Genomic DNA, 20,204 nt, shown 5'->3' on the forward strand with positions numbered 1-20,204 from the left:
GCGTCACCGACGCCACGTACCCAGTCTGCCCTTCGAATCCAGAGACTCTCAGCGGCTCCCAACGGGCGGGAACCGATGCCGTATCCGCCACGACTACTGATCCGGGGCAACCCGTGTATCAAGTGGATCCAGGAGAGTTTCGATGCGTTCTCGTGTGTGGTGGGGTACGACGGCCGCGGTGTTGGGTGGCCTCCTCGTGGCGGGCTGTGGCGACGGAGGCGGCAGTGGCGGCGGTGACAAGGCGGGCCCCGCCGACGAGAAGCCGGCCACCGGCGACTACCCGGTCACCGTCACCGATTGCATGGGCGCCAAGACCACGTTCTCCAAGGCCCCCGAGAAGATCGTCACGAGCAACGCCTCCAGCCTGGAACTGCTGCTCCGTCTCGGCGCCGGTGGCAACGTCATCGGCACCGGCTTTCCGCCCGGCAAGGGAACGCTGCCCGGCGAACTCGACGCGCAGGCGCGGAAGGTGAAGGTGCTCGGCCAATCCGTGATTCCGAAGGAGAAGCTCCTCGGCTCCGGCGCGGATCTGTACATCGACACCTTCGCCTCGATGAACATGGGCGGCGGCATGGGCGACGCGCCGACCGAGGAGGAGTTCAAGGCGGCCGGGATCAAGCACATCTACCTCAAGTCCACCGCCTGCGCGGCGCGGAACAAGGGCGCGGTGACCGACCTGTCCGCGGTGGAGGCCGACATCACCTCCCTCGGTGCGGTCACCGGCACCGGCGCGAAGGCGAAGGAACTCGTCGACGGCATGAAGGGGAAGGTGGACGCCGTCCGGAAGGCGGTCGGCGGGACGGCGGAGGGCGAGCGGCCGACGTACTTCTTCTTCGACTACGACGCCGGCACCAAGCAGCCCACCGCCGTCTGCAACCGCCAGGTCGCCAACGCGGTGATCACTCTGGCCGGTGCCCGCAATGTCTTCGCCGACTGCGACGGCGACTACAAGCAGGTCGGCTGGGAGGACGTCATTTCCCGGAACCCGGACTGGATCCAGTTGGGCGTCCGTAATCGGGGCAGCGAGGCGGCGAACCAGAAGGCGTTCGACGAGGCGCAAAAGTGGCTGGAGTCGAACCCCGCCACCAAGGGCCTGAAGGCCGTCAAGGAGGGCCACTTCCTGCGCATCGGCTCCGAGCGGACCACCATCGGCGGAGTCGAGAACGCCGACACCGTCAAGGAGATCGCCAAGGCCCTCCACCCGGGCAAGATCGGCTGATGGCGCTCGACACCACAGTGAGCCGGAAGGGCACCGATGCCCGTGTGCGCACCCGGCGTTCCATGCCCGCCGGGCCGCTGGCGCTGCTCCTGGCGGTCGCGTTGCTCGCGGCCCTCACAGCGGCGGTCGCCTGGGGTTCCACGTCGATCCCGCCCGGTGAGGTGTGGAGCGTGGTCTGGCGCAGACTGAGCGGCGACGCGCCCCGGCCCGGCACCAACGACCTGATCGTGTGGCAACTGCGGCTGCCCCGCGCCCTGTTGGCGGCTCTGGTGGGTGCCGGGCTCGGCCTGGTCGGTACGGCGATGCAGGCCCTCGTCCGCAACCCGCTGGCCGACCCGTACTTCCTGGGTGTCTCCAACGGCGCCTCCCTCGGCGCCGTCGCCGCCATCGTCCTCGGCCTCGGCAGCGGGGGAGCGCTGGGCCTCGGTCTGTCCGGTGCCGCTTTCGCGGGAGCCCTGGCCACCTTCGCTCTCGTCTGGGCGGTGGCGCGGCGCGGTGGCGGATTCGCGCCGCTCAGGCTGGTGCTCGCCGGGGTGGCCATCGGGCAGTTTCTGTCCGGCTTCACCAGCTACCTCGTTCTCCAGGCCGGGGACGAGCAGCAGACCCACAGTGTGCTGTTCTGGCTGATGGGCAGCCTGAGCGGGGCGAGCTGGCCGCTGCTGGCCGCCCCTGCGGTGGCGGTTCCGGCGGTCCTGCTGCTGTTGCAGGCTCGGGCCCGGGGCCTGAACGCGCTGCTGATGGGCGATGAGACGGCGGCCGGGCTCGGCATCGACGTCGTACGGCTGCGCCGTGAGCTGTTCGCGGTCACCAGCCTGCTCACCGGAGTCCTCGTCGCGGTCTCCGGGGCCATCGCCTTCGTCGCCCTCATGGTCCCCCACGTATGCCGCCTGGTCGTCGGCGGCGACCACCGCCGGCTGCTGCCCGTGTCGGCGCTCTTCGGCGCGCTGCTGCTGGTGGTGGTCGACATCGTGTGCCGCACGGCCATGGACACGCAGGAACTGCCGGTCGGGGTCGTCACCTCGCTGATCGGCGCTCCGGCGCTGCTGTATCTGCTGGACCGGCGCTTGGGGAGCGGGAGTTGAGGATCGACATCGAGGACCTGCGGGTCGCGTATGCCGGACGTACGGTCGTGGCCGATGCCCACCTCATCGCGGCCGAAGGCGAGATCACCGGCCTGGTGGGACCCAACGGCAGTGGCAAGTCCACTCTTCTGCGGACCGTGTACCGGCATCTGAAGCCCGCCGCCGGACGTGTGCTGCTCGACGGCTCCGACATCCGCGAGCTGAGCCCCGCGCGGTCGGCCCGGCACATCGCCGCGCTTCCGCAGGAGCGGGGCGGGGACTTCGAGCTGACCTTACGCGAGGTCGTCGCCATGGGCCGCACCCCCTACAAGCGGGCGTTCGCCGGGGAGGACGCCGCCGACCGGGACATCGTCGAGCGCTCTCTCGCGGACGTCGGCATGGGGGACCACGCCGACCGCCATTTCACCGAGCTGTCCGGCGGCGAGCGGCAACGTGTGTTGCTGGCCCGTGCGTTCGCCCAGCAGACGGACGTCCTGGTCCTGGACGAGCCGACGAACCACCTCGACGTACGCCATCAGGTCGAACTCCTCGCCCTGCTGCGCGGCCGACGCCGTACGACCCTGGTGTCGCTGCATGACCTCAACGCCGCCGCCTCCGTGTGCGACCGGCTGCATGTCCTGCACGAGGGGCGCGTGGTCGCCTCCGGTACACCCCGCGAGGTGCTGCGACCGCCCCTGCTGGCCGAGGTGTTCGGCGTACGTGCCGCCGTGGTCGAGCATCCGCTGACCGGGGACCCGCTGATCGCCTTCGACCACCGGGAACTATGCAATCCAGCCATTTTTCCTGATACATCCGGGAACTCACTCCGCGATTTGCCCGACTTCTAGAGCGAGGCCGTCGCTCGGCGGCCGACCTGCCAGAGGGAGGGGTGTATGACCGACGACGCGTCCGGTGCGGATCAGGCCGGGGACGTACCCGAGCGGCCGGCGGATCCACCCGAAGTCCGTGACCGCTGGCTCCTGGTGGCCGTGGCGGGCGCGCTGGCGTTCGTGGCGATGCTCGACATGAACATCGTCAACGTGGCGCTCGCGGACATCTCCCAGGGCCTGCGGGTACCGGCGGCGACCGCCCAGTGGGCGGTACTCGGCTACCAACTCCCCGTCGTCGCCCTCCTGCTGCCCGTCGGCCGCTGGCTCGACGCCGTGGGCACCCGCCCCGCGCTGCTGGTCGCCACCGGCGGCTTCGCGCTGTGCAGCGCGCTTGCCGCCGCGTCCCCCTGGGCCGCCTGGCTGATCGCCGCCCGGATCGGACAGGGCGGGTGCGGCGCGGTGCTGTTCGTGCTGATGCCGGTGCTGGCGCTCCGCTCGGTGCGGCCCGAGCTGCGCGGGCGGGCGATGAGCGTGCCCGCCACCCTCGGCCCCCTGGGCGCCGTCGCCGGACCGGCGGTCGGCGGTCTGCTCCTGGACCATCTGGGCTGGCGCTGGATCTTCCTGGTCAAGATCCCGTTCTGTCTGCTGGCGCTGGCCGTGGTGTGGCGGGCGATGCCCCGGGACGGCCGCCTGCGCGGCGTGGACCGGCGCTTCCTCGCCGACACCGCCCTGATAGCCACTGGCGTAACGATCCTCCTGCTCACCCTGACCCTGGCCTCCGATACCCCCGTCTGGCTGCCGCTCGCCCTCGTCGCCGCACCGCCGCTGTGGTGGTGGCTGCGGGGTCCGGGCGGCCGTCCGGTGGCCGGTGTGCTGCGGGCGGCGGGGCTGCTGCGGGCGCATGGCGCGGTACTGGCGCTGGCGGTGGGTTTCGCCGCCATGCACTACGTGGTCGCCCTGCACCTTCAGCGCGACGAGGACGTCAGCGCGACCACCACCGGCCTGACGGTGCTCGCCTTCCCCCTCGGCATGGGGCTGGCGGGCCCGCTCGGCGGACGGCTCGCCGACCGGTACGGGGCCCGGCCCGTCGCGGTCACCGGCGCCGCGCTCACCGCCATCGGCCTGCTGCTGCTCGTCCCGCTGGGCGACGGCTGGTCCCCTCCCGACGTGGCCTGGCGGCTCGCCCTGGCCGGACTCGGCATGGGCCTGACCGGCGGCCCGGCCCAGGCCCTGGTCATGGGCGCCGCCCCGCCGGACCGCGCCGCCACCGTCGGCTCGACCGTCCAGCTCGCCCGCAGCCTCGGCTTCACTCTCGGACCGGCCCTGGCCACGGCGGCCTGGGGGATGGCGGGCCAGGACGACGGCGTACGGGCGGGGCTGGCCCTCGCCGCCCTCGCCGCCTGCTCCGCCGTACCGCTGCTCGCCCGGCCCGCCCGCGGTCCCGCGAACCGCAGCGAGAAGACCACCGACGCGGCGCCCGCCGCACCCCGCTGAGCCACCGTCCCACCCCCACCGAGGAGTCGCACCCATGTGCGGAATCACCGGCTGGGTGTCCTTCCACCAGGACCCCCGCACCCAGGCCCCGGTCATCGAGGCCATGACCGCCACCCTGGCCCCGCGCGGCCCCGACGCGGCCGGAGTCTGGCTCGGCCCGCGCGCCGCGATCGGCCACCGCCGCCTGGCCGTCATCGACCTCGCCGGTGGCGTTCAGCCGATGACCGACCGGCCCGACGCCCCGACCACCGTGCTCACCTACAGCGGCGAGATCTACAACCACCATGAACTCCGCTCACAACTGAGCGGCCTGGGACACGAGTTCGGCACCCGCAGCGACACCGAGGTGGTGCTGCGCGGCTACGCCGAATGGGGCGAGAAGGTGGCCGACCACCTGGACGGCATGTTCGCGTTCGCCGTCTGGGACGAGCGGGCCCAGCGGCTGCTCCTGGTCCGCGACCGGCTCGGTGTCAAACCCCTCTTCTGGGCGGAGGTGGAGGGCGGTCTGGCCTTCGCCTCCGAACCCAAGGCGCTCTTCGCCCACCCGGAGATACGGCCCCGGGTGGACGCGGACGGGCTGCGCGAGGCGTACAGCCTGCTGTTCAACACCGGTCCGACGGTGTGGTCCGGCGTGCGGGAGGTCGAGCCCGGCGGCCTGCTCCTCCTGGACCGGGACGGCATCCGCGAGCGCCGCTACTGGCAGTTGGAGGCCGACGCCCATCCGGACGACCGGGACGCGACCGTCACCCGTGTGCACGACCTGGTGAGCACCGCCGCCCGCGCCCAGCTCGAGGCCGACGTCCCCCTGTGCTCCCTGCTGTCGGGCGGCATCGACTCCACCGTCCTGACCGCCCTGCTCGCCGACGAACTGCGGCTGCGCGAGGGCCCGGGCGCCCGTATCCGCTCCTACGCCGTCGACTACAGCGACCAGGCCGAGAGCTTCACCGGTGATGTGCTGCGCACCGGCCACGACACCCCGTACGCCACCGAAGCGGGCGCGTTCCTCGGCACCGACCACAGCACGGTGGTGCTGGACCCGCGTGCCCTGCTCGACCCCGAGCACCGCAGGGCCGTGGTCGTGGCCCGCGACTCGCCGATCGGCGTCGGCGACATGGACACCTCCCTCCACCTCCTCTTCGGGGAGATCCGGAAGCACTCCACCGTCGCCCTGTCCGGCGAGGCGGCCGACGAGGTCTTCGGCGGCTACCCCTGGTTCCACAACCCCAAGGCGCTCGCCGCCGCCACCTTTCCCTGGCTGCTGGTGACCGGCGACGAGGCCGCGATGCCGCTCAACCCCGAACTGGACCTGCGCATCGGCGAGTTCCGGGATGACACCTATCGCACCGCCCTGGCCGCCGTACCGCACCTCGACGGCGAGACGCCCACCGAGCACCGGCAGCGCGAGATGCAGCACCTCTCGCTCACCCGCTGGCTGCGTCAACTCCTCCACCGCAAGGACCGGTTGAGCATGGCCCAGGGCCTGGAGGTGCGCGTCCCCTACTGCGATCACCGGCTTGTCGAGTACGCCTTCACCACCCCCTGGGCTCTGAAGAACTTCGACGGCCGGGAGAAGAGCCTGCTGCGTGCGGCGGGCACCGGACTGGCCCCCGACTCGGTGCTGCACCGCCCCAAGAACCACTATCCGGCCACCCATCACCCCGACTACAACCGCGGCCTTCAGCAGATGGCCCGCGACGCCCTCGCCGACGCCACCGTCCGCTCCCTCGTCGACGAGACCCGCATCAAACCCTGCCTGGACACCCCGCCCGGCCAACTGGAGTGGGGCCACCGCCTCCGCCTCGAACGCGTCGTCGATCTCGCCCTGTGGCTGGACCACTACCAGCCCGAACTCGCCCTCTGAGGAGCACCTTCCATGACCCTCCAGGAATCCGGGACGGCCCCCGAGGCCCTGCCAGAGCCCGTGCCGCTGATGGGCTGCCCCTACAAGAGCAATCCGTACCCCCTCTACGAGCGGATGCGCGAGAGGGGCCCGGTGCACCGCGTCCGCTTTCCCAGCGGCGTACTCGCCTGGCTCGTCACCGGCTACGACGCCGCGCACTCCGCACTCGGCGACGAGCGCCTCGGCAAGAACCACGACCGGGGCAACGACCGCTGGCGCGCCCGCGCCTCGATCATGCCCGAGCCCCAGCACTCCCAGCTCCAGGTCCACCTCCTCCACCAGGACCCGCCGACCCACACCCGCATGCGGCGCTTCGTCACCGACGCCTTCACCCCGCGCCGCATCGAGCAACTGAGGCCCCGCTTCCAGAAGCTGGCCGACACCCTCGTGGACGCCCTCCCGGAAACCGGCCCCGCGGACCTGGTCACCGGCTTCGCCGCCCGCTTTCCCTTCCAGGTCCTCGCCGAAGTCATCGGCCTGCCGAGCGAGTTGGCGGCCCGCTTCGACCGTGACTGGGGCAAGGTCGTCCAGCCGGTCGGACCGGCCGACCCCGGACGCCCGCTGTACGAGGCCCGTCTGCACGGGCTCCAGAGCTATATAGCCGAGGTCGTCGCCCATAAGCGCGAACACTGGGCGGACGACCTGCTCAGCCGCCTGGTCGTGGCCCATGACCGCCGCGAACTCTCCCAGGAGCAACTGGACTCGATGATCTTCCAGCTCCTCGTGGCGGGCCAGGAACCGGTCACCAACCAGATCACCACCGCCCTGATCGCACTCTTCCGCCACCCGGCCGAACTCGCCCGGCTGCGCGACAACCCGGAGCTGATGCCCCGCGCGGTCGACGAACTCCTCCGCTACGACAGCGCCTTCGAGCTGACCACCTGGCGCTTCTTCGACCAGGACAGCGACCTGCACGGCACCGAGGTCCCGGCCGGCGACTCGCTGATCATCTCCCTGTGCGCCGCCAACCGCGACCCGCGCCGCTTCCCCGACCCCGACACCCTCGACCTCGACCGCTCGCCCAACCCCCACCTGGCCTTCGGCCACGGCATCCACTTCTGCCCCGGCGCGGCCCTGGCCCGCGCCGAACTCCAGATCGCGCTGGGCACCCTCCTGGCCCGCCTCCCTGGAGCGCATCTGGCCATCGACGACGGGGACATCGAGTGGATCCCGGCCGTCCTCGGCCGGGGGACCAACCACCTGCCCGTCGGCTACGACCGACGCGTCTGACGCATGCCCGCATGCCCCCATGCCCGCGTCGCGCACACCCCCACGGAGGAACCCACCTCATGCCGCTGACGACCGCACCGGACACCCGCTCCACGAGCAGCATGAGCGCCGCCATCCTGGACCTGCTGCTGCCGTACCACCGCACGACCGACCCCACGCCCACGGCCGCGGAGTCGTTCGCACACCAGTTGCGCCAGATCGGCGGGTTTGTCCGCGCCGGAGAACCTGTGGTCTTCACCCTGCCCGGCTTCCCCTGCAAGTCGCCCAACCCCGCCAAGGTCCTCGGCCACCTGCCGGACCAGGGCGAACGCCTCTCCCTCGGCTTTCTGAACACCCTGTGCGAGGAGATCGAGCGGGTCCATCCGCCGGGCGCCCGCGTGATCATCTGCTCCGACGGCCATGTCTTCGGCGACCTGATCCGCGTCCCGGATGACCACATAGACGCCTACGCGGACGAACTCAGACGCCTCATAGGGGAGTTGGCACTGCACCGCCTCTCCGTCTTCGATCTGCGCGACGTCCTGGGCGACCTGCCCCACCACACCAAGCGCGCCCAGGTGCACGAGCGGTACGCCCCCAGCCTGGAGGCGCTGCGAGCCGAGGTCCGCTCCGAGGACCACACCCTCGCCCTGTACCGGGGCATCACCCGGTTCCTCGTCGACGACACCGCCGACTTCACCGGCACCCGTTCCGCCCTCCAACGCGTATGCCGCACCCGTGCCTACGGCGTCATCCAGCGCAGCCGGGCCTGGGGCGACCTGATCGCCGAACACCACCCCGGCTCCGTACGGCTGTCCATCCACCCCCAGCCCATCGGCGCCGCCAAATTCGGCATCCGCCTCCTCGACACCACCGATGTCTGGACCACCCCCTGGCATTCGGCCGCCCTGCACCGCTCCGACGGAACCTGGACGCTCATGCCCCGCGCCCGCGCGGAGCGGCTCGGCCGTCTCGTCCACCGTGACGGCAGACCGAGCCACTATGAACAGGACTGAGCAGGTCACCCGCTCGCCGGACGAGCCTGGTGCCATGACGCGCATCACAGCACGGCGCCGGAACTCGGCTACCGGTCGTCCCGACTCCTCTACCGGTACGGCCGGATCCGCTGAAGCCGTACGGAGTGATTGGAAGTTTCCTCATATGGCGCAGCCCAGCCCATCTGCCCGCCGGACACCGGGTGCGTTCCTGTCCAGGGCCTTGCCCCCGCCGGCGCTGTGCGGATTCCTGCTGCTGCTGGCGATGGTGTTCGCCGCCTCCTACGCCGTCGGCGCGGGCGCCGGGCCCGTCGCCCCCGGCATGCACGGCACCAGCACGACAGACGGCGGCTCGGGAGACGGCCACGGCGGTGGCGGCATGGACATGGGCGGCATGGACACGGACCAGGGGAGCGGACGCTGATGGCCGACGAACCGACGGCCTTGGCCGTCATGACCGACCTCTCCATCGGCGGCATGACATGCGCGGCCTGTGTGAAACGTGTCGAGAAGAAGCTGGCCAGGCTGGACGGGGTCACGGCCACCGTGAACCTCGCCACCGGCCGGGCCCGGGTGAACCACCCGCCCGAGGTCGGCCCGGACCAGCTCATCGCCACCGTCGAGCAGGCCGGCTACACCGCCGCGCTGCCCGAGCCGCCCATGAAGGAACGGCGCGAGGACGGGGACGAGGCCAAGGACGCCCGGCGGGAGCGCGACCGGCTGGTGGTCACGGTCTTGCTCGCGGTCCCGGTGCTGGTCGTGTCGATGGTTCCCGGTCTCCAGTTCCGCAACTGGCAGTGGCTGTGCTTCGTGCTCGCCGCCCCCGTCGTCGTCTGGGGAGCCTGGCCCTTCCACCTGCGGGCGGCGCGCGGCCTGCGCCACTCGGCGGCGACCATGGACACTCTGGTGTCACTGGGTGTCGTGGCCTCCTTCGCCTGGTCCTCCTACGCGCTGTTCTTCGGCGGGGCCGGCGAACCCGGGATGCGGATGCCCTTCAGCCTGGTGCCCAGGGCCTCGGACGGCGTGGCCGATGTCTATCTGGAAGCCGCCGTCGGCGTACCGCTGTTCGTCCTCGCCGGCCGCTTCCTGGAAACGCGGGCCCGGCGGGGGACCGGCGCGGCACTGCGCGCCCTGGCCCGGCTGGCCGCCAAGGAGGTATCGGTACGCGACGGCGACGGCGAGCGCCTGGTCCCGATCGAGGAACTGCGGGTCGGCCAGGTCTTCGTCGCCCGGCCCGGCGAGCGCCTGGCCACCGACGGCACGGTGGTGGAGGGCAGCTCGGCCCTCGATCTGTCCCTGGTCACCGGGGAGAGCGAGCCGGTGGAAGTCGGCCCCGGCACGCCCGTGACCGGCGGTGCCGTCAACGCGGGGGGCCTGCTCCTGGTACGGGCCACCGCGGTGGGCGCCGATACCCAACTGTCCCGGATCACCCGGCTGGTGACCGAGGCCCAGGCGGGCAAGGCACGGGCGCAGCGACTCGCCGACAAGGCCGCGGGCGTCTTCGTCCCGGTCGTGCTCACCCTGGCCGTCACCGTCCTCGGATTCTGGCTCGGGGCCGGTGCCGAGCCACAGGCCGCGATCACCGCGAGCGTGGCCGTCCTGGTCGTGGCGTGCCCCTGCGCGCTGGGCTTGGCGACCCCCACCGCGCTCATGGCGGCGACCGGCCGGGGCGCCCAACTGGGCGTCCTGGTCAGCGGACCGCAGGCGCTGGAGGGGCTGCGGCACCTGGACGCCGTCGTACTGGACAAGACCGGCACCCTCACTTCCGGGCAGATGAGTGTCGCCCGGGTCACCGCCGTACCGGGCGGGCTCGGCGAGGAGGAACTGGTCCGGCTGGCGGGGGCGGTCGAACAGGGATCGGAACACCCGCTGGGGCGTGCCATCACCGCTTATGCCCGGCGCACCGTTCCCGGAAAGTCCCTCCCGGCGGTGGCCGGCTTCGTCGCGCTGCCGGGCAAGGGCGTGCGCGGGCGGGTGGCGGACCGGCTGGTCGAGGTCCTGGCCCCGGACGACGCGTTGCCCCCGGCATTGGCCCAGGCGCTGTCGGCCTCCGAGACCGCCGCCCGTACACCGGTCGTGGTCCGCGTCGACGGCGAGACCGAGGCACTGATCGAGGTCGGTGATGTGCTGCGCCCGGGAAGCTACCGGGCCGTGGAGCGGCTCCGCCGCCTGGGCGTGCGACCGGTGCTCGCCACCGGCGACCGCGAGGCGCCCGCCCGCGCCGTCGCCGCCGACCTCCGCATCGAGGAGGTGCACGCCCGGTGCACCCCGCAGGACAAGGCCGCCCTCGTCCGGGAGCTGCGGGAGCAGGGCTACCGGGTCGCCGTCGTCGGTGACGGGGTCAACGACGCGGCCGCCCTGGCCGGCGCCGACCTCGGCATCGCCATGGGCACGGGCACGGATGTGGCGATCGGGGCGGCCGATGTGACGCTGGTACGCGGTGACATCGAGACCCTGGCGGACGCGGTCCGCCTCGCCCGCAGTGCGCTCGGCACGATCCGCGTCAATCTGCTCTGGGCGTTCGGCTACAACGTCGTGACCGTACCGCTGGCCATGGTCGGCCTGCTCAACCCCATGCTCGCGGCGGCCGCGATGTCGGTCAGCTCGCTGCTGGTGGTCGGCAACAGCCTGCGGCTACGCGCCTGGCAGCCGTCGCCGGCCGGCCACCGCCCCTCCCGGCCCGCCGCACCTGCCGCGCGGAAGCCACTGTGACGCCCCTGTACGCCGCCGCTGGGCTGCCCGCCCGTAGCTGCGACCCGACACCGAGGTGGAGACCCGCCCGATGACGACCCTCTCCTGGACGCCCACCCGCCGTCGCCTCACGGACACCCTGCGGGCCGCGGCCGCTCCGTTCTGCGCCTGTGTCCTCGCCCTGGGCGGCCTCGCCACCTGGACCGCCTCGGGCAACGCGGGCAGCCCCCCGCGTATCGGCGTCACCGACGCACAGCTCTTCCTCCCCGCCCCGGGAGTGCCCCGGACCGCCGCGTTCTTCCGCATCACCAACACGGGGGGTGCGCAGGACCGGTTGATCGAGGTGACCTCCTCCGCGGTCGCCGAGGGGATCTCGCTCAGCCGTCACCGGATGACCGGGCGGGGAGCCGGCTCCCGGCAACTCGCGGACTCCTTGCCGGTTCCGGCGGGCGGCACGCTCGACATGTCACCGTTCACCAGCGATGTGACCGTCCCGGCCACGGCCCGCTGGCGGGCCGGAGACCTGGTGCCCTTCACCCTCCGGTTCGAACACAGCGGACGTGTCGAGACCATCGCCGTCGTCGTACGCCCCGGCGATCGGTGAGCACGCCCTGGCCGCCCCCGGCCCGGCAGGCTGGTGAGTCCGGGTGTCGGCCAGTGACTCCCGGGCCCCTGGCGCCCCCTTGTCGGGGGCCGGTCCGGAACGCGTCCCGGCGGCTGCCCGCTCCTCGGCCTCCAGGCGTTCCCGGGCGAGGAGGAGCGGATCGGGGCGGAGCCGGCCCCACAGCAGATGCCATGCCGCGGTCATGGAACTGACCGGGGTGCGGAACCCGCGAAATGGTGCCTGCTTGCCTACCGGACGAGGGTCAGCGTGTGCGGCCGCGGGGTTTGAGGGGCACCGGGGGGAGTTCGGGGGCGGGCAGGGGGCCACCGTCGTAGCCGTGCACCGTGCCGAAGCGGGTGCCCGCCGCCCAGTCCTCGCGCGCCTGGGTGATCTCATCGTGGGAGCGCCCGATGAAGTTCCACCACATCACGATCTTCTCCTCGAAGGGCTCCCCGCCCAGCAGCATGAACGCGCTGTCCACATCCGCCCGCAGCGGCAGTTCGGCGCGCCCGCAGCCGAGGTAGAGGAGGGAGCCGGGGGCGAGGCGGACTCCGTCGACCTCGGCCTCGCCGGACATGGTGAGCGCCGCGTACTCGAAGTCGGGCCGCACCGGCAGCCGGGTGTCGGTACCGGCCGCGAGGGCGATGTCCGCGCCCATCAGCGGGGTGAACGTGGTCCCGGGCGAGGCCGCGCCGTCCAGTTCGCCGAGGATGACCGTCGCCCGCAGCCCTCCGCCGCCGGTCACCCATGGCAGCTCGGCGTGGTGCTCCCACCTGGGGGCGATATGGCGGTCGCCGTCGGGCAGCGCGACCCATAGCTGTGCCCCGTGCAGCAGGCGGGCGTGCTCGCGCGGGGACTCCTCGGAGTGCGCGATGGCCCGGCCCGAGGTCATCAGCCCCAACTCGCCGGGGCGCACGGTTTGCAGACTGCCGACGCTGTCGCGGTGCAGCACCTCGCCGTCATGCAGCCAGCTCACCGTCTGTAGCCCCATATGCGGATGCGGAGGGACCTGCATGCCCGGCTCCTGGGCGATGTCGTCCGGGCCGTAGTGGTCGATGAAGCACCAGGCGCCGACCATGCGCCGCCCGAAGCTGGGCAGCAGTCGGCGCACCATCGTGGATTCGCCCAGTGCGACCTGTTTGGCGGCCAGCAGTTCGCGAACCGGCTGGGCGGTGACGTCATCGCGGCCGCCGCATACGGTCGCCGCGGGCCTCACATCGAGATTGCTCATGACCGCACTCTCCCATCCGGGGATGACTCACGCTCACTCGTATGGCTCTGGGCGTAGCCGTACGCGGCGATCGCCCAGTACACCAGCGCCGCGCCCAGCAGCCAGCCGCCCAGCACATCGCTGGGCCAATGGACGCCCAGATACAGGCGGGTGAAGCCGACACCCAGCACGGACACGGCTGCGACGGCGGCCATGAGCCGCAGCCACTTCGCCGGAGCGCCGTGCAGTGTCATCAGCCACAGCAGCAGCCCGAAGGTGACGGTCACGGTCAGGGCGTGGCCGGAGGGGAAGGCCGCGTAATGCGCCGTATCCACTGGGTCCGGCCACCGGGGGCGCTCCCGGTCGACGGCGGCCTTCACCGTCTGCTGGAGCGCCGTGCCCACCGCCGCCGTGACGGCGACCCACAGGGCGAGCCGCCGCTCCCGGCGCCACAGCAGCCACCCCACGGCCACGGCCAGCAGCGCACGCATCGTCCAGGGGTCCCAGATCCAGTCCGTGAGCACTCTGTTGGCCCGGGTCCAGCCGTGGTGCTCCACGGCGGAGCGGTGCAGGGCGACGACGATCTCCCGGTCGACGCTGTCCAGGGGCCCCCAATGGGCGGCCACCAGGACGAGCAGCACCAGGAAGAGTGCGGTGAACACGGCCGCGGTGCGGGCGGCTCGGCGGTGGAGGGTTGCCGACTGCATGGGTCGATGATCGCCGACGGGCGGGCCTCGGGGCCAGAAGGCGCCTGCGACGGCTCCGGGGCCAGAAGGCGCCTGTGACAGCTCCGGGGCCACGCGGCTACTGGCCCGGACGGCCGCCGGGGCCAGTAGCCGCGTGCCGCGAACGGCTACCCCAGCACCCGCAGCGCCGGGACGAGCGTGACCAGGAGTGGGACGGCCGGGACGAGCGCCGCGGTGGCCGTGAGGCGCCAGCGGCGTCCCACCGAGAGGCGGGAGGCCGGGGCCAGCAGCCGGTCCACCCGCTGCGGGACCTGGGCGAGCGCGCTGGGGCTGGGGCCGAACACGCCGCGGTCCTCGTTGAGTTCGACCAGCGCGAGCGCGGTGGTCGTCCGCCCGAAGCGCCGGGACGCGGAGTCGTCGGCGGCCAGCTCGACCAGCCGGTGCACCTCGTCGCGGAACGCCGCGAACATGGTCACCCGCGGAAAGCCGCTCGCCAGCGCCCCCGAGCAGTGCAGCAGCCAGTGGTGGCGGGCGCGGGCGTGGCCCTGCTCATGGGCGACGACGGCGTCCAGCCGACGGCCCTTGAGGCGGCGCAGCGCCGCCGTGGTGATGACGAGCTGAGGGGTGGTGCCCGGCAGCAACCAGGCGTCCGGCTTGTCGCCCTCCAGGACGACCAGACGCTCCCCACTGGGCTCCTCGCCGGGCAAGACGGGGGAGCGGACGAGGAGTTCGGCGCGGTGCTGCCTGCGCCAGGCGCGGGCGCGGCCGATCTCGCGGGTGAGCATCACCGCGCTCCAGACGGCCCCGAGGGCGAGCACAAGGGCGACGGGCGCGGCCAGCGGCCCGTAGCCGGAGAGCGCGTACGCCTCCACCACGCCCTTGGGCGCGGGGGCGAAGACATTGCCGCGCACGGCCTCCCAGGCGGCCGCGGCGGTGAGCGCCATGGTCAGCGCGCAGCACAACAGCACCCCGACGACCACGCACTGCCACACCCACAGGGCGAGGACAGGTTCGCGGTCGATCCAGTCGGAGCGGGACAGCAGGCGCGGCGCCATCGCCGCCGCCAGTGCGCCGAGGCCCATCAGCGCGAACGGGACCAACATGGCGGTCACCCTATGATCGCGAAGCTCGGGCCGGGTACGTTCACGACGGGGAAGTGACGCATACCACGATGCGGCCACGGGCGCGGCTACGGCCCGGCCCGCCGTCCTCTCACAGGGCCAGGAGCATCGCGAACATCCCTATCCCCATCGACAGCCGGCAGGCATGCCGCAGCTCGGGCCGCCGTGACCAGCCGATACCGGACGAGCCCGCCCCCGCGCCGGCCCCGGCGCCCGCCCCCGCATCGTCCACGGCTCTGATCCCCGCGCCGTCCAGTGCGCCGTCCGTCATCGGTACGAGCCGCAGCCCGGACCGTACGACGTAGACCGCGAAGTACACGAGCAGCAGCCCGGTCAGCAGCGGCACCCCGCCCGCCATCCGGCCCGGTGCCATCTGGCCGGTGTGATGGTGGCCGCCCGTGGTGCCCGTCATCATCGCGAGCGCCATATAGACCATCGCCAGCGCCCCGATGGCGTGATGCAGACGGTGGCCCGGAAAGCCCGCGCCGCGCACCATCGGCAGCAGAGCCCTTACGGCGGCCACGGCGAAGACCGCCGCGAACGCGGGCGGACCCCATGGCCGGGTGTCCAGCACGGTGGAGGGCACCGCCATCGCCGCCATCCCCCACCCCATCAGTGCCTCGGCGCCCGCTGTCCGCCGCCCCGGCCCGGGCGGCTCACCGCGCATCTGAAGCAGACAGTAGGCACCCGTGGTCGCGCAGAGCGCGACCAGCAGCCAGCCGACAAGCGGAGCTCCGTGCACGGCACACCTCCCGAAGGGGGACGTAGTACCAGGAGACATCCCCTGCCGTGGCGCCACACATGGGAGCGCATGGGCGCAGTGGGGGAGCGCGATGCGCGCGGTGTGGCAAGGGGCGCGCGGCGCGGTATGGCACCGTGAGAGTTGCGGCCCGTGGATCAAGCAGGCCCCCGCCGCACCATGGGTCGTGAACAGCCGTTCTACGAGGAGGAGAGCCCGTGTCGAATCCACCGCTTCCCGAGACCGCGGTCGCCATGCTCGAGAAGCCCAACCCGGCCGTGATCGCGACGATCCGGTCCGACGGCCAGCCGGTGTCCACCGCCACCTGGTACCTCTGGGACGACGGCCGGGTCCTGGTCAACATGGACGAGGGCCGCAAGCGGCTGAGCCATATCCGCAACGACCCCAGGGTCACGCTCACCGTGATCGACGAGGCGAACTGGTACAACCACATCAGCCTCATCGGCCGGGTCGTCGAGCTCAAGGACGACGAGGACCTGTCCGGAATCGATCGGCTGTCCCGGCAATACCTCGGCAAGGACTACCCGCAGCGGGACCGCGGCCGGGTCAGCGCATGGATCGAGATCGACCGCTGGCACGGCTGGGGCGAGCAGAAGGAGAACAGCCAGCCCGGCTGATCCCCCGGAACCGCCCGCCGTCCGCCCCACCACCCCCGGCCAGCGGGAGCCGGAGCGGGCGGGCGGACGGCTCGGCGCCGGGGCGGCCGAGCGGGGGCAGGGCGCCCGGCCGCCGTCGGGCGATGAGTGCGTAAAGGCTTGCGGAAGGCGTCAGGGCCGGTAGCGCATCGGATGCTCCTCGGGGACCTCCACGACCGCGATCCGCACACCGTCCGGATCCGCGATCCACATCTCCACCAGCCCCCACGGCTCCTTCTTCGGCGGGCGCAGCACCTCGACCCCCTGCGCGGTGAGCTCCTTGTGCGCCGCCGCCGCGTCCGCGACCTGGAGCCAGAGCTGGAGGCCCGGGGCGGGCGGGGTCTCGGAGCGGCCGGAGACCTCCAGGAAGCCCCCGCCGAGGAAGTAGACCGTGCCCCGCTCGGGGCCCGTCCCGAACTCCCGGAAGACCGCGAGACCCAGCGCCTCGCCGTAGAACGCCCGGGAGCGCTCGGGGTCCGTCGGCCGCAGCAGAACGCGGCTGCTCAGTACGTGAACCATGCCGCGACCTTACGCACCCCGACCCGCTTGGGGCAGGTTAAGGTCACTTTGCCGCCACCACCGCCGACCGCCCCCACCCTCGCCAACGGACCCCGACCCCCGAAGGGACCCTGCCGACGCCATGGACACCGCGGACGCCACCGTACGAGCCACCGCCCCGCTCACCTTCCGCCCGGCCACCGAGGCCGATGTGGCGGCGCTGGTGCCCCTGATCGAGTCCGCCTACCGCGGGGAGGCCAGCCGCGCCGGATGGACCACGGAGGCGGACCTCCTGGACGGGCGGCGCACCGACCCGGAGGGGGTCGCGGCCGTGGTGCGGGACGAGAACGGCCGCATGGTGATCGTCGAGCGGGCCGGTGAGCTGATCGCCTGCTGCCGGCTCGAGCACCGCGGCGAGCACGCCTACTTCGGCATGTTCGCGGTCCGGCCCGCGCTCCAGGGCGGGGGACTGGGCAAGGCGATCCTCGCCGAGGCCGAGCGGTTCGCACGGGCGGAGTGGGGCGCGACGCAGATGCATATGACGGTGATCACCGCCCGTGAGGAGCTGATCGCCTGGTACGAGCGGCGCGGCTACGCCCGTACCGGCAAGCTGACCCCGTTCCCGTACGGCGATGAGCGGGTCGGCGTGCCGCGCCGTGCCGACCTCGAGTTCGAGCTGCTGGTCAAGCCCCTCGACTGAGCCCCGCTTACGCCGTACGGGTGAAGGTGGCCGGTAAGGGCGTCACGCCGTGAAGCGCGCCGCCCGCCGGATCTCCGGGAAGTCGGTGGTGGCGCCGTCCAGCCGGAGGCCGCGGACCAGCTTCAGATGGTCGGGGGTGTTCACGGTCCAGCCGATCACCCGGAGGCCGGCGGCGTGCGCCCGCTCCACCAGCTCCAGGGTCACCCTGCGGATGTTGAGCACCAGCATTCCGGCGTCGACGGCGTGCGCCCGGTCGATCACATCGAGGCCGTAGCGGCTGGCCACCAGGGCGGTGCGGGCGGTGGGGAGCAGGGTGCGGATCTCGGCGAGCGCCTCGTCGTGGAAGGACAGGACGTCCACCCGGTCCAGCAGATCGCGGCCGGCCAGCACCTCCGCCAGCGCCCGGGCGGCCGCCGTGTCCTTGATCTCGGCCTGGAGCGGCGCCTTGACGGCGTCCACGACCTCCTCGAAGACCGGAATCCGCTCACCCTCCCCGGCGTCCAGCTCACGCAGCTCCGCGAGGGTGAAGTCGCTGATCGGGCCCTTCCCGTCGGTGGTGCGGTCGACGTCCGCGTCGTGCATCACCACGAGCGCGCCGTCCTTGCTGAGGTGCAGGTCCAGTTCGATGACGTCCATGCCCTCGTGCTCGGCCCGGACAAAGGATCGGAGGGTGTTCTCCGGCTCGACGCCCATCACTCCGCGGTGTCCGATGGTGAGAAAAGTCAACGCTGTCTCGCTCTTCTGACGGCCCTTGACGGCCTTCGTCGGGTCGTCTCGTCGGGTCGGGGGGAGGCAGTGGGGAGGCAGATTCGTCGGCTCTCGGCGGGCGGGCCGCCGGACCGGCGCACACCATACCGGCCGCTTATGACAGGACTGCTCAAGCGGGGCCGTGACATGAGCCAGGCCGATGGGGGCAGGAAAAACTGCGGTGCTGCGGGTGTGGCACAGGATGATTTCCCGTACCGTCGCTTGAGCGAAGGAGTGTCTGATGGATACGGTGGGCGTACGCAAGTTTCTCCGGTGAAGGAGTGGTCATGACGGAAATTCTTTCGTCCCCGATAGCTGAAGGTGGCGTTCTGTCAGCAGAGCGTGTGGTCGAACATCCGGCCTGGCCGACCCTCAAGGACGCTGTCGAAACGTTTCGCCCGTGGCAGTCCAAGGACGGCTCCATCGACTTCGACGCCGAGGGTGCCCCCACCCGTGAGATCGCCGCGGCGACCATCGCCCGGGTGATCGAGGCCATCGAGAAGCTCGCCCCGCTGCTGCCGCACGATGCCGACTACCACCGGGCACTCGTCGCGGATCTGCGCCGCTGGGCCGACGGCGGCTTCGCGGTCCCCGACTTCCTCGACTCGCTGCTCGCCTTCCAGCCCGCCCGCACGCGCGCCGACGGCCTCCCGCACCTCGTGGTCTTCCCCATGTACACGCAGAACGGCAACCCGGACCGCAATCTGGAAGCCGTGGTGCTGCGCATGGTCTGGCCGGACTGGCTGGCCGAGCTGGAGCGCACCCGCTATGACAACCCGCTCTACTGCGGCCTGGCCTTCGAGGACTTCACCTCCGGCTACGACACCAACTCCGCGGTGCTCTTCCCGGAGACCATCGCCGTCCGCGAGGCCCCCGAGCGGTTCACCTGGGGCGGCATCTTCTGCGACCGCGAGGCGGCCCGCTTCCGCCGGGTCAGCGATGCCGCCGTCCGGACTCTCGGGCTCGAACTCCCCGAGGACATCCGGGACATGCTCGCCGACCAGCGCCGCTGCCAGGAGGCGTTCGCCCTGTGGGACATGGTCCACGACCGCACCCACAGCCATGGCGACCTGCCGTTCGACCCCTTCATGATCAAGCAGCGGCAGCCGTTCTGGATGTACGGGCTGGAGGAGCTGCGCTGTGACCTCACGGCCTTCAAGGAGGCCGTGAAGCTGGAGGCCGAGGGGGTCGTCCAGGGTCGTGACGTCCAGTACGCCGTGATCTTCGACCGGATGTTCCGGTTCCCCGTCACCGGCGCGCGGGTCCGCAACTACGACGGGCTCGGCGGCCAGTTGCTCTTCGCCTACCTCCACCAGCACGACGTCGTACGCTGGACGGACAACACCCTGCATATCGACTGGTCCCGCGCCTCGCAGGTCACCAACCAGCTCTGCGGCGAGATCGAGAAGCTCTACCGCGACGGCATCGACCGCCCCAAACTGGTCCACTGGTTCAAGGCGTACGAGCTGGTGTCGACGTATCTCGCACCTCACCCCGGCTCGGTCTGGGCCAAGGGCCCGGAAGCCCTGGACCTGGCCCAGCCGCCGCGCAAGCTCGTCGATGACGTGCTCCCCGACGAGTTTCCGCTGAGCATGTTCTACGAGGCACTTGCGAAGAAGCTGCGTGACGTGGTCGCCTCCACCAAGGGGATCACGGCCGGCAGCGACCTACCGGCGGCGGCATGAGCCCCGCGACGGCGGACAGCCGCCGAGCGGGGAAGAACGAGGAGGCAGCGAGCATGACCACACCGACGTCGAGCCCCAGCCCGAACGAACCGGGCGAGCGGCCGCTGGACGGTGCGGTGGTGGCGGTGGCCGGCGCGGCCGGCCCCGCGGGCCGGGCCA

At 72.0% G+C, this 20,204-nt stretch carries 19 protein-coding genes; 13 read left to right on the plus strand and 6 right to left on the minus strand.

The window, feature by feature from the left end; all coding sequences use genetic code 11:
* The first annotated feature begins 142 nt into the window (after window positions 1-142).
* From KN815_RS07520 to KN815_RS07565, 10 genes are all read left to right on the plus strand, one after another.
* Window positions 143-1,219: an ABC transporter substrate-binding protein gene (locus KN815_RS07520; protein WP_216340962.1), complete on the plus strand. Its 1,077-nt coding sequence runs from the start codon at window positions 143-145 to the stop codon at window positions 1,217-1,219.
* Window positions 1,219-2,301, plus strand: a complete 1,083-nt coding sequence (locus KN815_RS07525) for a FecCD family ABC transporter permease (protein WP_216340963.1) — start codon at window positions 1,219-1,221, stop codon at window positions 2,299-2,301. The genes KN815_RS07520 and KN815_RS07525 overlap by 1 nt, the downstream gene beginning before the upstream one ends.
* On the plus strand, window positions 2,298-3,128 hold the full coding sequence (locus KN815_RS07530; RefSeq protein WP_216340964.1) for an ABC transporter ATP-binding protein: 831 nt from the start codon (window positions 2,298-2,300) through the stop codon (window positions 3,126-3,128). Before KN815_RS07525 ends, KN815_RS07530 begins: the two co-directional genes overlap by 4 nt.
* Before the next feature lie 45 nt (window positions 3,129-3,173).
* Entirely contained in the window at window positions 3,174-4,604 is a 1,431-nt protein-coding gene (locus tag KN815_RS07535) for an MFS transporter (RefSeq protein WP_216340965.1), read from the plus strand.
* 34 nt (window positions 4,605-4,638) lie between these two features.
* Window positions 4,639-6,465: an asparagine synthase (glutamine-hydrolyzing) gene (asnB, locus tag KN815_RS07540; protein ID WP_216340966.1), complete on the plus strand. Its 1,827-nt coding sequence runs from the start codon at window positions 4,639-4,641 to the stop codon at window positions 6,463-6,465.
* 12 nt (window positions 6,466-6,477) lie between these two features.
* Window positions 6,478-7,734, plus strand: a complete 1,257-nt coding sequence (locus tag KN815_RS07545; protein ID WP_216340967.1) for a cytochrome P450 family protein — start codon at window positions 6,478-6,480, stop codon at window positions 7,732-7,734.
* 59 nt (window positions 7,735-7,793) lie between these two features.
* Complete coding sequence (locus KN815_RS07550) at window positions 7,794-8,729, plus strand: L-tyrosine/L-tryptophan isonitrile synthase family protein (protein ID WP_216340968.1); 936 nt, start codon at window positions 7,794-7,796, stop codon at window positions 8,727-8,729.
* A gap of 145 nt (window positions 8,730-8,874) precedes the next feature.
* Window positions 8,875-9,132 (plus strand): hypothetical protein, encoded by a 258-nt coding sequence (locus KN815_RS07555; RefSeq protein ID WP_216340969.1) that lies wholly within the window; start codon window positions 8,875-8,877, stop codon window positions 9,130-9,132.
* The gene (locus KN815_RS07560) at window positions 9,132-11,420 is read left to right on the plus strand and encodes a heavy metal translocating P-type ATPase (protein ID WP_216340970.1); all 2,289 of its coding nucleotides are present in this window, start codon (window positions 9,132-9,134) and stop codon (window positions 11,418-11,420) included. Before KN815_RS07555 ends, KN815_RS07560 begins: the two co-directional genes overlap by 1 nt.
* 70 nt (window positions 11,421-11,490) lie before the next feature.
* Window positions 11,491-12,003: a copper chaperone PCu(A)C gene (locus KN815_RS07565; protein ID WP_216340971.1), complete on the plus strand. Its 513-nt coding sequence runs from the start codon at window positions 11,491-11,493 to the stop codon at window positions 12,001-12,003.
* Between the two features lie 262 nt (window positions 12,004-12,265).
* Here the strand turns inward: KN815_RS07565 and KN815_RS07570 are convergent, their stop codons facing one another.
* From KN815_RS07570 to KN815_RS07585, 4 genes are all read right to left on the minus strand, one after another.
* Entirely contained in the window at window positions 12,266-13,234 is a 969-nt protein-coding gene (locus KN815_RS07570) for a pirin family protein (protein ID WP_216340972.1), read from the minus strand.
* Window positions 13,231-13,920 (minus strand): phosphatase PAP2 family protein, encoded by a 690-nt coding sequence (locus KN815_RS07575; RefSeq protein ID WP_216340973.1) that lies wholly within the window; start codon window positions 13,918-13,920, stop codon window positions 13,231-13,233. The genes KN815_RS07570 and KN815_RS07575 overlap by 4 nt, the downstream gene beginning before the upstream one ends.
* Window positions 13,921-14,066: 146 nt before the next feature.
* Window positions 14,067-15,002, minus strand: a complete 936-nt coding sequence (locus tag KN815_RS07580; RefSeq protein WP_216340974.1) for a M56 family metallopeptidase — start codon at window positions 15,000-15,002, stop codon at window positions 14,067-14,069.
* Between the two features lie 109 nt (window positions 15,003-15,111).
* Window positions 15,112-15,762 (minus strand): DUF5134 domain-containing protein, encoded by a 651-nt coding sequence (locus KN815_RS07585; RefSeq protein ID WP_216340975.1) that lies wholly within the window; start codon window positions 15,760-15,762, stop codon window positions 15,112-15,114.
* A gap of 215 nt (window positions 15,763-15,977) precedes the next feature.
* On the opposite strand from KN815_RS07585, the gene KN815_RS07590 reads away from it, so the two are divergent.
* Entirely contained in the window at window positions 15,978-16,397 is a 420-nt protein-coding gene (locus KN815_RS07590) for a PPOX class F420-dependent oxidoreductase (protein WP_216340976.1), read from the plus strand.
* A gap of 150 nt (window positions 16,398-16,547) precedes the next feature.
* Here the strand turns inward: KN815_RS07590 and KN815_RS07595 are convergent, their stop codons facing one another.
* On the minus strand, window positions 16,548-16,934 hold the full coding sequence (locus KN815_RS07595) for a VOC family protein (protein WP_216340977.1): 387 nt from the start codon (window positions 16,932-16,934) through the stop codon (window positions 16,548-16,550).
* Between the two features lie 121 nt (window positions 16,935-17,055).
* Between KN815_RS07595 and KN815_RS07600 the strand changes: the two genes are divergently transcribed.
* The gene (locus KN815_RS07600; RefSeq protein ID WP_216340978.1) at window positions 17,056-17,613 is read left to right on the plus strand and encodes a GNAT family N-acetyltransferase; all 558 of its coding nucleotides are present in this window, start codon (window positions 17,056-17,058) and stop codon (window positions 17,611-17,613) included.
* 42 nt (window positions 17,614-17,655) lie between these two features.
* On the opposite strand, the gene KN815_RS07605 is transcribed toward KN815_RS07600, so the two are convergent.
* Window positions 17,656-18,339, minus strand: a complete 684-nt coding sequence (locus tag KN815_RS07605; RefSeq protein ID WP_216340979.1) for a glycerophosphodiester phosphodiesterase — start codon at window positions 18,337-18,339, stop codon at window positions 17,656-17,658.
* A 308-nt stretch (window positions 18,340-18,647) separates the two neighbouring features.
* Between KN815_RS07605 and KN815_RS07610 the strand changes: the two genes are divergently transcribed.
* Entirely contained in the window at window positions 18,648-20,045 is a 1,398-nt protein-coding gene (locus tag KN815_RS07610) for a DUF6421 family protein (RefSeq protein ID WP_216340980.1), read from the plus strand.
* Window positions 20,046-20,204: the final 159 nt, after the last annotated feature.

The sequence above is a fragment of the Streptomyces niphimycinicus genome (assembly GCF_018883605.1).
Classification (GTDB): Bacteria; Actinomycetota; Actinomycetes; order Streptomycetales; family Streptomycetaceae; genus Streptomyces; species Streptomyces niphimycinicus.

What these genes read in the sequence shown, in the direction of transcription:
- KN815_RS07565 (WP_216340971.1), top strand. Translation starts at nt 11,491, where the DNA reads ATGACGACCCTCTCCTGGACGCCCACCCGCCGTCGCCTCACGGACACC.
- KN815_RS07520 (WP_216340962.1), top strand. Translation starts at nt 143, where the DNA reads ATGCGTTCTCGTGTGTGGTGGGGTACGACGGCCGCGGTGTTGGGTGGC.
- KN815_RS07595 (WP_216340977.1), bottom strand. Translation starts at nt 16,934, where the DNA reads ATGGTTCACGTACTGAGCAGCCGCGTTCTGCTGCGGCCGACGGACCCC.
- asnB (WP_216340966.1), top strand. Translation starts at nt 4,639, where the DNA reads ATGTGCGGAATCACCGGCTGGGTGTCCTTCCACCAGGACCCCCGCACC.
- KN815_RS07575 (WP_216340973.1), bottom strand. Translation starts at nt 13,920, where the DNA reads ATGCAGTCGGCAACCCTCCACCGCCGAGCCGCCCGCACCGCGGCCGTG.
- KN815_RS07545 (WP_216340967.1), top strand. Translation starts at nt 6,478, where the DNA reads ATGACCCTCCAGGAATCCGGGACGGCCCCCGAGGCCCTGCCAGAGCCC.
- KN815_RS07600 (WP_216340978.1), top strand. Translation starts at nt 17,056, where the DNA reads ATGGACACCGCGGACGCCACCGTACGAGCCACCGCCCCGCTCACCTTC.
- KN815_RS07560 (WP_216340970.1), top strand. Translation starts at nt 9,132, where the DNA reads ATGGCCGACGAACCGACGGCCTTGGCCGTCATGACCGACCTCTCCATC.
- KN815_RS07580 (WP_216340974.1), bottom strand. Translation starts at nt 15,002, where the DNA reads ATGTTGGTCCCGTTCGCGCTGATGGGCCTCGGCGCACTGGCGGCGGCG.
- KN815_RS07555 (WP_216340969.1), top strand. Translation starts at nt 8,875, where the DNA reads ATGGCGCAGCCCAGCCCATCTGCCCGCCGGACACCGGGTGCGTTCCTG.
- KN815_RS07610 (WP_216340980.1), top strand. Translation starts at nt 18,648, where the DNA reads ATGACGGAAATTCTTTCGTCCCCGATAGCTGAAGGTGGCGTTCTGTCA.
- KN815_RS07550 (WP_216340968.1), top strand. Translation starts at nt 7,794, where the DNA reads ATGCCGCTGACGACCGCACCGGACACCCGCTCCACGAGCAGCATGAGC.
- KN815_RS07525 (WP_216340963.1), top strand. Translation starts at nt 1,219, where the DNA reads ATGGCGCTCGACACCACAGTGAGCCGGAAGGGCACCGATGCCCGTGTG.
- KN815_RS07535 (WP_216340965.1), top strand. Translation starts at nt 3,174, where the DNA reads ATGACCGACGACGCGTCCGGTGCGGATCAGGCCGGGGACGTACCCGAG.
- KN815_RS07570 (WP_216340972.1), bottom strand. Translation starts at nt 13,234, where the DNA reads ATGAGCAATCTCGATGTGAGGCCCGCGGCGACCGTATGCGGCGGCCGC.